We start from the raw sequence: 12741 nt of genomic DNA, 5'->3' as shown, positions 1-12741 counted from the left end.
TTGATGAGCCATCGTGCGAATCGTGTTGGCGAGCAAATGAAGAAAGAGCTCAGCGATATTATCGGACGAAAAATAAAGGATCCACGCATTGGCTTTGTAACGGTTACTGATGTACAAGTAACCGGGGATTTACAACAGGCAAAAGTGTATATTACCGTTCTAGGTGGAGAAGACCAAAGAGAAAACACTCTTAAAGGTCTCGGGAAGGCAAAAGGATTCATTCGTTCTGAAGTAGGACAGCGAATCCGTCTTCGTAAAACACCTGAAATTATTTTTGAGTTTGATGAATCGATTGATTATGGTAATCATATTGAGTCTTTATTGAAAAAGGTTCAAGATGAACCAGAAGAGTCTAAAGATACAGAAGAGTAACATGAAAGGGCTGATCCGGACGGAAGCACAATTCCAATGGATCGGTCCTTTATGTTTTTATATGAATGTAAAATTCACATAATGGAGGTATGAATATGAATGGCATCCTGCCCTTATGGAAGCCCCGTGGTATGACATCCCACGATTGCGTATTTAAATTAAGAAAGCTCCTTGGAACGAAGAAAGTAGGACATACCGGCACACTGGATCCAGAGGTTTCCGGTGTCCTGCCTATTTGTATAGGCAGGGCAACCAAAATAGCAGAGTACATTACATCATCTGGAAAGACTTATGAAGGGGAAGTGACTCTCGGTTTTTCTACTACAACAGAAGATGCATGGGGAGAGAAAGTAGAAGAAAAGAAAGTAGACCGCTTGATAACAAGAACTGAGGTAGAGGGAATCCTACAAAGTTTAAGAGGAGAAATCAATCAGACGCCTCCTATGTTTTCAGCGGTGAAAGTAAATGGAAAGCGTTTATATGAATATGCAAGGCAGGGGATCGAGATTGAGAGACCATCCAGAACAGTTCAAATCCATAAGTTGAACTTGCTAGAGGATTGGAACGAGTTAGACAGCAATTCATGCTCGTTCACCTTTGAAGTTGTTTGTGGAAAAGGTACTTATGTGAGGACTCTGGCTGTTGAAATTGGGAATAGACTGGGATACCCCGCCCATATGTCTGCTTTGACCCGAACACAATCTGCAAGTTTTAAAAAAGAAGATTGTTTCACCTTAGAAGAGATAAGAGAGTTTGTTGAGGAAAACCATCAAGAAGGACTCCTTCTTCCTCTTGAATTGGGGCTTTCTCATTTGCCGAAAATGGCAATTAGTGATACATTAGCAGAGAAAGTGAAGAATGGGGCACGCTTAGAAGAGCCTGAGGATTGGCCAGAATGCTCGGAGGTAGTAATGGAATATCAGAACAAGGCCATTGCCATCTATCATCGACATCCGGACAAGCCTGGGGTTATCAAGCCTGTCAAAGTGCTTTTCAACGACTAGTGAAAAAGGTGAAATACTGTGAAGGTAATAACTGTACATCATCCACATTCAATTAGTAAAAGTGATTTTCCACCCCTTGTATTGGCTCTTGGGTACTTCGATGGAGTTCATAGAGGGCATCAAAGGGTGATCATGGCAGCAGTAGACAAGGCGAAGGAATTTAAGTGTTGTAGTGCGGTTATGACATTCGATCCTCACCCTTCAGTGGTACTAGGGTCTAAACACAAACATATACACTACATAACGCCTTTAGAGGACAAGAAAGAAATCATAGAGGGACTGGGAGTAGATTATTTATTTATTGTCCGCTTCACATCGGAGTTTGCAAGCTTAATTCCTCAGGACTTCGTAGATCAATATATTATCGGTCTTAATGTTAAACATGTAGTGGCAGGATATGATTATTCGTATGGAAGACTTGGAAAAGGAACGATGGAAACACTTCCGTTCCATTCAAGAGATGAGTTCACATCCACTACAATCCCCAAACTTTCAGATCAGGACTTGAAAGTAAGTTCGACATTTATAAGAGAAAGTCTCAAAGATGGAGATGTACAGAAGGTCCATCAACTATTAGGCAGGCCTTTCAAGATGAAAGGTACAGTCATTCATGGGGATAAAAGAGGCAGGAAAATTGGATTTCCAACGGCCAATATCGAATTGTCCGATGACTACCTCACACCTAGATTAGGTGTGTATGCGGTAAGAATGAAGATTCATGATAAATGGTTCAATGGAGTTTGTAATATTGGATATAAGCCCACCTTTAAAAATCCGGAAGAGTACTCTCTTTCAATAGAGGTTCATCTTTTTGATTTTCACACATCCATTTATGGAGAAGAGGTCTATATTGAATGGTACGAAAGAATAAGGGATGAACAAAAATTTTCTGGAATAGATGAACTTATCTCTCAAATCCAGAAAGATAAGGACAAGGCAATTCACTACTTTTCGGAAATTTGATGATAAGACTTGATTTTTCATTAAAAGAGTAGTATTCTAAATAGCGTATGAAATGAACCTTTGCTTGGCATCACGATTCACCAACGGCTGCTCGGTAACAGGGGATTTGAAAGAAATTAATAGGAGGTGAAAAGGATGGCTATCACTAAAGAGCGTAAAAACGAACTTATCAGTGAATACAAGGTACATGAGAACGATACTGGATCTCCAGAAGTTCAAATTGCTGTCCTAACTGAAGAAATTAACAATCTGAACGATCACTTACGCGTTCACAAGAAAGATCACCACTCTCGTCGCGGTCTTCTTAAAATGGTAGGTCACCGTCGTAATCTTTTATCTTACTTACGTAAGAATGATGTACAACGCTACCGTGAGTTAATCACAAAATTAGGTTTACGTCGATAAACAGACAAAGGAAGCGGGATTATGTCCCGCTTTTTCTTTAGCTTTCATAAGTGGAAATCTTTGTATGATACGCCATTTCTTTTAAATATTTTTCAATAGTAGTATTCAAATTTATCGTTTTTGTCTAAAATACATAATATGTTGATGCAATTCTTTCAAATGAAGGAACTTGACCAATTTTGATATTATCCGCATATTTACATAGTTTCTTATGTGATTCATTCAAACGTATATAACGGCACTGTAGTGCATGATATAGATTTTTTTAATATTTATCCGGGTAAGGTGCAGACCGAACCCTTTAGTGATATATAAAGAGAGGGGTACACTTTATGGAACAAACTAAACAAACCTTTTCCATTGAATGGGCCGGGAGAGAATTAACGGTTGAAGTTGGCCAATTTGCCAAACAAGCAAATGGAGCGGTAATGGTACGCTACGGCGATACGGCTGTATTAAGTAGTGCAACAGCTTCAAAAGAACCAAAACCATTGGATTTCTTTCCATTAACAGTAAACTATGAAGAGAGATTATATGCAGTGGGTAAAATTCCTGGTGGATTTATTAAACGTGAAGGACGCCCAAGTGAAAAAGCGATTCTTGCCAGCCGTTTGATTGACCGCCCGATTCGTCCATTGTTCGCTGATGGATTCCGAAATGAAGTACAAGTAATCAGCATTGTGATGAGTGTAGACCAAAATTGTTCATCTGAAATGGCAGCTATGTTTGGATCTTCACTGGCACTTTCTGTTTCCGATATCCCATTTGAGGGGCCGATTGCAGGAGTCATTGTTGGCCTGGTTGATGGGGAATTCATCATCAACCCTTCTGTCGAGCAGTTGGAAAAGAGTACAATTCATTTATCTGTAGCAGGCACGAAAGATGCGGTTAATATGGTAGAAGCTGGTGCAGATGAAGTTCCAGAAGAAACGATGCTTGAGGCCATCATGTTTGGGCATAAAGAAATTCAGCGTTTGGTTGCTTTCCAAGAGGAAATCGTTGCTAAAGTTGGTAAAGAGAAATTAGATATTCCACTTGTTGAGTTGGATAAGGATGTTGAAGCTGAGGTTCGTTCATTATGTGAAGCTGAACTGATTCCAGCTATTCAAGTGCAAGAAAAGCATGCTCGCGAAGAATCAATCACAGATGTTAAAAATAAAGTGATGGCTGTCTATGAAGAAGAAAAAGAAGCCGATGATGCTACAATAAAGCAAGTGAAAAAAGTAATGGACAAACTTGTGAAAAACGAAGTCCGCCGATTAATCACGGAGGATAAAGTCCGTCCGGATGGTCGTAAAGTCGATGAAATCCGTCCACTATCTTCAGAGGTTGGCTTACTGCCAAGAACACATGGTTCAGGATTATTTACACGTGGACAAACTCAGGCACTGAGCATCTGTACCCTTGGAGCCTTAGGGGATGTGCAGGTTCTTGATGGTTTGGGAATTGAAGAGTCCAAACGCTTTATGCACCATTATAATTTCCCTCAGTTCAGCGTAGGTTCAACTGGACCGATTAGAGGACCGGGCCGTCGTGAAATAGGGCATGGGGCACTGGGAGAGAAAGCGTTAGATCCGATTATTCCAAACGAGAAAGATTTCCCTTATACAATCCGTCTTGTTTCTGAAGTACTTGAATCAAATGGGTCAACTTCCCAAGCAAGTATCTGTGCAAGTACATTAGCGATGATGGATGCGGGTGTTCCTATCAAAGCACCTGTAGCCGGTATTGCCATGGGTCTGATTAAATCTGGTGAAAACTACTCGATCTTAACGGACATTCAAGGGATGGAAGATCATCTGGGTGATATGGACTTTAAAGTAGCCGGGACTTCTAAAGGAGTAACTGCTCTTCAAATGGATATCAAAATAGATGGGCTTTCACGTGAAATCCTTGAAGAAGCACTTCAACAAGCAAAAATAGGAAGAATGCAAATTCTTGAAAGCATGTTAGCGACTATCGGTGAAGCTAGAACAAATCTTTCTCAATATGCTCCAAAAATCTTAACGATGCATATTAATCCTGACAAAATCCGTGATGTTATCGGGCCAAGTGGGAAGCAGATCAATAAGATCATTGATGAGACAGGCGTTAAGATTGATATCGAGCAGGATGGAACAATCTTTATTTCTTCTACCGATGAAGAGATGAATAAAGTGGCCAAGAAAACAATTGAAGATATCGCAAGAGAAGTTGAAGCTGGTCAAATGTATCTTGGTAAAGTGAAACGAATCGAGAAGTTCGGCGCATTTGTAGAAATCTTCAGTGGTAAAGATGGTTTGGTTCACATTTCTGAACTTGCAGAAGAACGTATAGGCAAAGTGGAAGATGTAGTTGCAATCGGTGATGAGATCCTTGTAAAGGTTCTTGATATCGATAATCAAGGAAGAGTCAATTTGTCAAGAAAAGCCGTTCTTAAGGAACAGCGTGAAAAAGAAGAACAAAACCAAGCATAATCTCTTAAGATTGGCAGGCTGTCCTGAAAGGAGGAAATTCTCCTAGGGACAGTTTTTTTATGTGGAAATCAATATTTCCTTTTGGCGTCTAGGTTTTTGTATTATTTCAGCTGCGGGGTTTAGAGGATCGGAGGTCAAAAGCCGAACCTATCAAAAAGGCAAAGAACGCCTTTCCGATAGGTCCGTCTGATGCTTGTCGGGGCTGAAAGAGCCGCCTCCGCTTTTGTATCATCCAGCTCCGGGGCTTAGAGGCTCGAGGTCATAGGCCAAACCTATCAAAAAGGCAAAGGACGCCTTTCCGATAGGTTCGCCTTATGCTTGTCGCCTCTATGCAAAGCCCCTCCGCTTTTGTTCTACCTTGTCCTTTTCCTTCATATGTTTTTAAGGAGAAGGAAGGTGAGCAAGTATGGAAAGAAAATACTTGATTGGAATAAGTCTAATTGCTATTCTGACTTTAGTAGCCGTTGAAAATCCACTATCAAATCAATATGTGATGGAATTAAAGCATAAGGCGTTAGAAGTGAGCGGGTCGGTTGCACCGAACGATTTGACTCGTCAAATTAAAGATGAAGCAAAATTGAGAGAAATTCCTGCTCAGGATGCTATAATCGATACGGTTTGGAAAGCTACTCCGGGTTATAATGGATTGAAAGTGGATGTAGAAGCGTCTCTTAAAAATATGAAGAAAGAAAAATCGTTTAATGCAGATAAACTGGTTTACAAACAAATCCCTCCGGTTAAGCATTTACCTGATCTACCGGCGTCCCCGGTATATAGAGGTAATCCGGATAAACCAATGGTTTCCTTTATTATCAATGTAGCCTGGGGGAATGAATACATCCCCGATATGCTTGCTACTTTGAAAAAGCACCAGGTATATGCTACGTTCTTTCTAGAGGGGAGATGGGTGAAGAATAATCCTGACCTAGCCAAGATGATTGTAGATGCAGGTCATGAGGTCGGAAATCATTCATATTCCCACCCAGATATGAGAACGTTAGAGCCCGTAAAGGTAAGGGAAGAATTGAAGAAGACGAATGAAATGATTGAAGTGACGACTGGGGAAAAGGTGAAGTGGTTTGCTCCACCAAGTGGAAGTTATCGGGATGAAGTCGTAAATATCGCTGATGAAATGCATATGAGAACAGTTATGTGGAGTGTAGATACGATTGATTGGCAAAAGCCAGAACCTCATGTTTTAGTAGAGCGTGTGATGAGTAAAGTGCATAAGGGGGCGATTGTCCTCATGCATCCTACCGCATCCACAGCCAATTCATTCAATACCTTGATCCTTCAAATTAAAGAAAAAAATTTAAGAATCGGTACGATATCAAGTTTGGTAAAGGAAGAGCGAATCGTTGATGACATCGATAATTCGTCTGAACAAGGAAATAGTATAAAGAAGCAGTAAGTTTGCAACATGAATAGGAGGAAATTCTTTTGATAAAGAAATATACATGTCAAAATGGGCTACGAATCGTACTTGAAGAAATTCCACACGTCCGCTCAGTAGCAATCGGAGTCTGGATCGCTACAGGATCCAGAAATGAAACAGAACAAAATAATGGTATTTCTCACTTTCTGGAACATATGTTCTTCAAAGGGACAAAAACAAAATCCGCACGTGAGATAGCAGAATCCTTCGACAGTATTGGTGGGCAGGTAAATGCTTTCACTTCTAAGGAGTACACTTGCTATTACGCGAAAGTATTGGACAACCATGCTGATTATGCATTACATACCCTTTCAGACATGTTCTTTAATTCCACTTATGTAGAAGAGGAAATGACGAAGGAAAAAAATGTAGTGTATGAAGAAATAAAAATGTATGAAGATACTCCAGACGATATCGTTCATGATTTGCTCAGTAAGGCAATATATGAAGAGCATCCGCTAGGGTATCCGATTCTTGGAACTGAAAATACGTTGAACTCATTCAATCAAGCTAAATTAAAGGAATACATGCATGATATGTATACACCCGAGCAGGTAGTGGTTTCAGTTGCCGGTAATGTAGACGAATCATTCATCAAAGAAGTTGAGAAGCTATTCGGCTCATATGAAGGTGGGAAAGGGCCAGAAGACCGAGTTAAACCAGCCTTTCATAACAATAAACTTGCCCGGAAAAAGGATACTGAACAAGCCCATTTATGTCTAGGATTTGATGGTCTCGAAATCGGTCATCCTGACATCTACAACTTGATTGTACTAAACAACGTATTAGGAGGGAGCATGTCATCCCGACTATTTCAAGAAGTGCGTGAACAGAGAGGACTCGCTTATTCCGTCTTCTCTTACCATTCAGCCTACGAAGATAGTGGGATGGTGACGATATATGGCGGAACAGGAGCAAATCAATTGGATCAATTATTTGATACGATTGACAGCACATTGCAAGCCCTTAAAGGCGAAGGAATCACTTCTAAAGAATTAATGAATAGTAAAGAGCAATTAAAAGGAAACCTTATGCTTAGTTTAGAAAGCACCAACAGTCGGATGAGCAGAAACGGAAAGAATGAACTGTTGCTGAAACGACACCGAACACTCGATGAGATTGTAGAAGAAATTGATGGTGTGACGATGGACAAAGTTAATCGATTAGCGCTTGAAATCTTTACGGACGATTATGCATCATCCCTAATCAGCCCAGAAGGTACTCTTCCTCAAAATATGAAAAAATAATGTAAACAAGCAGACTCCACTTAGGAAACGATAAGAAAAACTAAGTTGTATTGATAAATGATGAAAATCAGAAAGATGTCTGTAATCCGTGTCATGGATTACAGGCATCTTTTTTTAGCATAAAGCAGCTACCTATTTCTCCTCATCATTTCTCAGGGAGTCTAATCATACATAATGACCAGATTACTACCTAAACATCACGTTTACAGTGACTTCACCCAACTCTTTTTTAGACCGTGACCCTTTAAACAAAGAAATCATTTTTCTTCTAAAAAAAGTGGACAGTGTATACATTGTACTAAAGAGCTTTTTGAAGGAGGAAACCAACATGAGATTAAGTGAATTAAGCGGAAAAGAAATTGTTGATTATAAAAAAGCAGAACGGCTTGGTATCCTTGGGCAAACCGACCTCGAATTCAATGATCAATCAGGAAGTATCAACGCCCTAATTATTCCGACAGGGAAATGGCTAAGGAAACAAGGTGGGGAGATCCGAGTGCCTTGGCATCAGATCAGAACAATCGGTTCGGACATGATCATCCTGGAAGTATCAAATGACAGCTGAAAAATATTAGAAACAAAAAACGGGCCAGACCCGTTTTTTTGTTTTGTTTTTTTTATTAGCGGTCTACTCTCTTATTTCTTCTCACCTATTGAGTAAGTGCAACATACACTGTTGAAGTGAAAAGGGATTTAGAATAGCGATTATGTAAAAAGTAGGTGAAATCAGTGATGCTGACCGGAATGCAGATCGCAGTTCTAGGCGGAGATGCTCGTCAACTTGAGATTATTCGGAAGCTTACGGAATTGGATGCCAAAATATCACTCGTAGGTTTTGAACAATTAGATCATGCTTTTACAGGGGCTACGAAGGAAAAGCTCGATGAAGTGGATTTTTCGATGATTGATGCCATTATCTTACCTGTGCCTGGCACGAATCTACAAGGGGAAATAGATACGATATTTTCCAATGAGAAAATCATGTTAACAGAAGAAGTTGTATCTGAGACGCCAGAACACTGTACGATCTATTCAGGAATTAGTAATGTGTATTTAGACCAGATCATGTCTTCAACGAACCGTAAACTTGTTCAGTTGTTTGAAAGAGACGACGTTGCCATTTATAATTCTATTCCTACCGTAGAGGGAACGATTATGATGGCTATTCAACATACAGACTTTACCATCCATGGATCTACCGTTGTCATATTGGGTCTTGGGCGAGTGGGTATGAGTGTAGCTAGAACGTTTCATCATCTAGGAGGTAAAGTGAAGGTTGGGGTTCGTAAAAGTGAACATCTAGCTCGCGTGTCCGAGATGGGATTAGTGCCTTTCCACTTAGATAATTTAGAAAAAGAAGTTGAGGATTGTGATATTTGTATTAACACAATTCCAGTGCATATAGTAAAGGCTGCAGTGATAGCCAAAATGCCATCTCATACTTTAATTATTGATTTGGCTTCAAAGCCTGGTGGTACAGATTTTCGTTATGCAGAAAAGCGTGGGATAAAAGCACTATTAGCTCCAGGGTTGCCAGGGATCGTGGCACCAAAGACCGCGGGCCAAATATTGGCGAATGTCCTTTACCAATTAATAGAGGAAGATTTTGATTCAGGAAAGGAGAGTTCATCATGAGTGTGAAAGGTAAACGTATAGGGTTTGGACTGACCGGCTCTCATTGCACGTATGATGCTGTATTTCCCGAAATTGAGCGTTTAGTGAATAATGGTGCAGAAGTAATGCCTATTGTCACTTCAACGGTTATGAATACTGAAACGAGGTTTGGCAAAGGGGAAGATTGGATCAAAAGAATTGAAGACGTGACCGGACATAAAGTAATCGATTCAATCGTCAAGGCAGAGCCCCTCGGACCCAAAATACCTTTGGATTGCATGGTGATTGCCCCGCTGACAGGTAATTCAATGAGTAAGTTTGCAAATGCGATGACTGATTCTCCAGTGTTAATGGCAGCCAAAGCGACTTTACGTAATCACCGTCCTGTAGTCCTCGGAATTTCCACAAACGATGCATTAGGATTAAACGGTGTGAATTTAATGCGACTTATCTCAACGAAAGATATTTATTTTATCCCGTTTGGTCAGGATGCACCTGAAAATAAGCCGAAGTCAATGGTTGCAAGAATGACATTAATTCAGGAAACAGTCGAAGCGGCGATAGAAGGCAGGCAGCTTCAGCCGGTCGTCATCGAAAGATATTTAGATTAATACATGAAGAAGGCTATCACCTTGCACTGCTAAGATGGCCTTCTTTTCATGCCTAAAGAAGGTATTTTTTTATTTAAGATTTAACCATCCTGCATTACGAGAAATGATGGAATGAAAACTAAAATGAAAAATTCCTATTGTCGAATAATTGTTTATGTTAAAATATTCTTTATTATAGTAATAGACTAAAATAATTCACTTATTGTACTATGAAAACTTTGAATGTGTGGAAGGAGAGAAGATTTTGAATACAACGGGATTTCATGTAGCTGTTGTTGGTGCAACAGGTGCGGTAGGACAGCAAATGCTTCAAACATTAGAAAAAAGGGATTTTCCAATAAAACATTTAACACTATTATCATCAGCACGTTCTGCAGGTTCAATTGTTACATTTAAAGGAAAACAATGGACGGTTGAGGAAGCAAAGCCTGAAAGCTTTGAAGGAGTAGATATTGCTTTATTTAGTGCAGGTGGGAATGTATCCAAGCTTCTTGCTCCAGAAGCCGTAAAGCGCGGTGCTATTGTTGTCGACAATACGAGTGCATATAGAATGGATCCGGATGTGCCCCTTGTAGTACCTGAAGTAAATGAAGAGGATATTAAAAATCATAATGGAATTATTGCGAATCCGAACTGTTCAACGATTCAAATGGTGGCAGCACTCGAACCGATTCGGAAACAATATGGTTTAACGAAAGTGATCGTATCTACTTACCAAGCAGTCTCGGGTGCGGGTGCCGTGGCTATCGAAGAACTTCATGATCAAACACAGGCCATTCTATCGGGTGAGACGTTTGAGCCAAGTGTATTACCTGTAAAAGGCGATCAAAAACATTACCAGATTGCTTATAATGCCATACCTCAAATTGATAAATTTCAGGATAATGGCTTCACATTCGAAGAGATGAAAATGATTAATGAAACGAAAAAAATCATGCATATGCCTTATTTGAAGGTATCTGCGACATGCGTGAGATTACCAGTTGTAACAGGTCACTCTGAAAGTGTATATATTGAAATTGAGAAGGATTCTGTAACAGTGAAGGAAATTCATACATCACTACAGAATGCTCCTGGTGTAACACTTGAAGACATTCCGGATGAACAGATCTATCCAATGCCTGCATATGCCGTTGGAAAACCGGATGTATTTGTAGGTCGGGTTCGTAAAGATCTTGATGAAGACAAAGGCTTTCATATGTGGGTTGTATCTGACAATTTACTTAAAGGAGCCGCTTGGAACTCAGTTCAAATCGCAGAAAGTCTAATGAAGCTTGGTTTAATACATTAATGAAGAGGGATCATTCCAGCTGAATATATCTAATTCCACTACTCGTTTTTCTCTTACCTCTTTGAACATATGACAATGAGGTGTAGTCATGAAAGTGATCGTTCAAAAATTTGGTGGAACATCTGTGCGTGACGAGGCAAGTCGTTTGAAAGCAATTGACCACACAAAGCAAGCAATAGATAAGGGATATAAAGTCGTGGTAGTGGTTTCAGCCATGGGAAGAAAAGGTGAGCCTTACGCTACTGATTCCCTATTGTCATTAATCGGGGGAAAAAATACCTCAATCAGTAAACGGGAACAGGATTTATTGTTATCATGTGGAGAAATCATCTCTAGCCTGGTGTATTCCAACATACTTCTTGAGCATGGGATCCGTTCGACTGCCCTGACAGGGGCACAAGCGGGATTTCGGACTAATAATGATTTTTCTAATGCAAAAATTATCGAAATGAAATGCAGTCGCCTAGTGAAAGAGCTGGAATTGCATGATGTTGTAGTTGTTGCCGGATTCCAAGGGGCAACCAAAGATGGGGATGTCACAACCATCGGCAGGGGAGGAAGCGATACGTCCGCTTCTGCATTAGGAGTTGCATTAAAAGCAGAGTTTATTGATATTTTTACTGATGTAGAAGGGGTCATGACGGCTGACCCACGTATTTCATCGAAAGCGAGACCGATAACGGTTGTTTCCTATAATGAAGTATGTAATATGGCCTATCAGGGAGCGAAAGTGATTCATCCAAGGGCAGTTGAAATTGCAATGAATTCGAATGTTCCCATGCGTATTCGCTCCACTTACTCAAATGGGGAAGGTACTCTTGTGACCACCCTTGAGAATACGAAGGCCCATAAAGAATTTCGGAGTCATCCTGTGACTGGAATCGCCCATGTCTCCAATCTCACCCAAATTAAAGTTTTCGCTAAAGAAGATCAGTATAATCTTCAAGCTGAAGTATTTAAAGCGATGGCTAAAGAGGGGATAAGTGTCGATTTTATTAACATTTCTCCCAGGGGCGTTGTCTATACGGTTGCATCATCTTTAGCAGATGATGCGATATCGGTTCTAAGGAGAATTGGGCATAATCCAATCGTAGAGTCAGAATGTGCTAAGATTTCAGTAGTGGGTGCTGGAATGACAGGAGTTCCCGGGGTAACTTCGGCAATCGTATCTTCCCTTTCTAATGAGGGAATCCGGATTCTCCAATCTGCTGACAGTCATACGACTATTTGGGTGTTGGTGAAAGAGATGGATTTGATCAATGCGATTAATGCACTTCATGATACGTTTCAATTACAAGAGAGAAATGCTACATTTAGAGTGGGATAATCTTAAAAGGAGTGTG

At 40.2% G+C, this 12741-nt stretch carries 12 protein-coding genes; all 12 read left to right on the top strand.

Features of this window, described 5'->3' with window-relative positions; all coding sequences use genetic code 11:
- The first annotated feature begins 3 nt into the window (after positions 1 to 3).
- The 12 genes from rbfA (at position 4) to dapG (ending at position 12725) form a co-directional block, all read left to right on the top strand.
- Positions 4 to 372 carry a 30S ribosome-binding factor RbfA gene (gene rbfA, locus FGG79_RS06435; protein ID WP_138776893.1) on the top strand — a complete coding sequence of 123 codons (369 nt, stop codon included), beginning with the start codon at positions 4 to 6 and terminating at the stop codon, positions 370 to 372.
- Positions 373 to 467: 95 nt separating this feature from the next.
- Positions 468 to 1376, top strand: a complete 909-nt coding sequence (gene truB, locus FGG79_RS06430; protein WP_138776892.1) for a tRNA pseudouridine(55) synthase TruB — start codon at positions 468 to 470, stop codon at positions 1374 to 1376.
- A gap of 18 nt (positions 1377 to 1394) precedes the next feature.
- The gene (gene ribF / locus FGG79_RS06425; RefSeq protein ID WP_138776891.1) at positions 1395 to 2339 is read left to right on the top strand and encodes a bifunctional riboflavin kinase/FAD synthetase; all 945 of its coding nucleotides are present in this window, start codon (positions 1395 to 1397) and stop codon (positions 2337 to 2339) included.
- A gap of 135 nt (positions 2340 to 2474) precedes the next feature.
- A complete protein-coding gene (gene rpsO / locus FGG79_RS06420; protein ID WP_138776890.1) occupies positions 2475 to 2744 on the top strand; it encodes a 30S ribosomal protein S15 in 270 nt (89 codons plus the stop codon).
- 332 nt (positions 2745 to 3076) lie between these two features.
- Complete coding sequence (gene pnp / locus FGG79_RS06415) at positions 3077 to 5200, top strand: polyribonucleotide nucleotidyltransferase (protein ID WP_138776889.1); 2124 nt, start codon at positions 3077 to 3079, stop codon at positions 5198 to 5200.
- A 406-nt stretch (positions 5201 to 5606) separates the two neighbouring features.
- Complete coding sequence (locus tag FGG79_RS06410; protein WP_138776888.1) at positions 5607 to 6611, top strand: polysaccharide deacetylase family protein; 1005 nt, start codon at positions 5607 to 5609, stop codon at positions 6609 to 6611.
- A 29-nt stretch (positions 6612 to 6640) separates the two neighbouring features.
- Entirely contained in the window at positions 6641 to 7882 is a 1242-nt protein-coding gene (locus tag FGG79_RS06405) for a M16 family metallopeptidase (protein WP_138776887.1), read from the top strand.
- Between the two features lie 328 nt (positions 7883 to 8210).
- Complete coding sequence (locus FGG79_RS06400) at positions 8211 to 8447, top strand: YlmC/YmxH family sporulation protein (protein ID WP_138776886.1); 237 nt, start codon at positions 8211 to 8213, stop codon at positions 8445 to 8447.
- 167 nt (positions 8448 to 8614) lie between these two features.
- The gene (dpaA, locus tag FGG79_RS06395; RefSeq protein WP_138777640.1) at positions 8615 to 9517 is read left to right on the top strand and encodes a dipicolinic acid synthetase subunit A; all 903 of its coding nucleotides are present in this window, start codon (positions 8615 to 8617) and stop codon (positions 9515 to 9517) included.
- The gene (locus tag FGG79_RS06390) at positions 9511 to 10107 is read left to right on the top strand and encodes a dipicolinate synthase subunit B (RefSeq protein WP_171050863.1); all 597 of its coding nucleotides are present in this window, start codon (positions 9511 to 9513) and stop codon (positions 10105 to 10107) included. Before dpaA ends, FGG79_RS06390 begins: the two co-directional genes overlap by 7 nt.
- 244 nt (positions 10108 to 10351) lie before the next feature.
- A complete protein-coding gene (asd, locus tag FGG79_RS06385; protein ID WP_276607952.1) occupies positions 10352 to 11398 on the top strand; it encodes an aspartate-semialdehyde dehydrogenase in 1047 nt (348 codons plus the stop codon).
- Between the two features lie 88 nt (positions 11399 to 11486).
- Positions 11487 to 12725, top strand: coding sequence for an aspartate kinase (gene dapG / locus FGG79_RS06380; protein ID WP_138776884.1), 1239 nt, complete (start codon positions 11487 to 11489; stop codon positions 12723 to 12725).
- Positions 12726 to 12741: the final 16 nt, after the last annotated feature.

It is taken from the genome of Bacillus sp. BHET2 (genome assembly GCF_005938125.1).
GTDB lineage: Bacteria > Bacillota > Bacilli > Bacillales > Bacillaceae_B > Rossellomorea.
The sequence above is the reverse complement of the archived record's forward strand: the minus strand, read 5'-3'. Positions and strand labels throughout refer to the sequence as shown.

What these genes read in the sequence shown, in the direction of transcription:
- dpaA (WP_138777640.1), top strand. Translation starts at nt 8,615, where the DNA reads ATGCTGACCGGAATGCAGATCGCAGTTCTAGGCGGAGATGCTCGTCAA.
- pnp (WP_138776889.1), top strand. Translation starts at nt 3,077, where the DNA reads ATGGAACAAACTAAACAAACCTTTTCCATTGAATGGGCCGGGAGAGAA.
- FGG79_RS06400 (WP_138776886.1), top strand. Translation starts at nt 8,211, where the DNA reads ATGAGATTAAGTGAATTAAGCGGAAAAGAAATTGTTGATTATAAAAAA.
- FGG79_RS06410 (WP_138776888.1), top strand. Translation starts at nt 5,607, where the DNA reads ATGGAAAGAAAATACTTGATTGGAATAAGTCTAATTGCTATTCTGACT.
- truB (WP_138776892.1), top strand. Translation starts at nt 468, where the DNA reads ATGAATGGCATCCTGCCCTTATGGAAGCCCCGTGGTATGACATCCCAC.
- rbfA (WP_138776893.1), top strand. Translation starts at nt 4, where the DNA reads ATGAGCCATCGTGCGAATCGTGTTGGCGAGCAAATGAAGAAAGAGCTC.
- rpsO (WP_138776890.1), top strand. Translation starts at nt 2,475, where the DNA reads ATGGCTATCACTAAAGAGCGTAAAAACGAACTTATCAGTGAATACAAG.
- dapG (WP_138776884.1), top strand. Translation starts at nt 11,487, where the DNA reads ATGAAAGTGATCGTTCAAAAATTTGGTGGAACATCTGTGCGTGACGAG.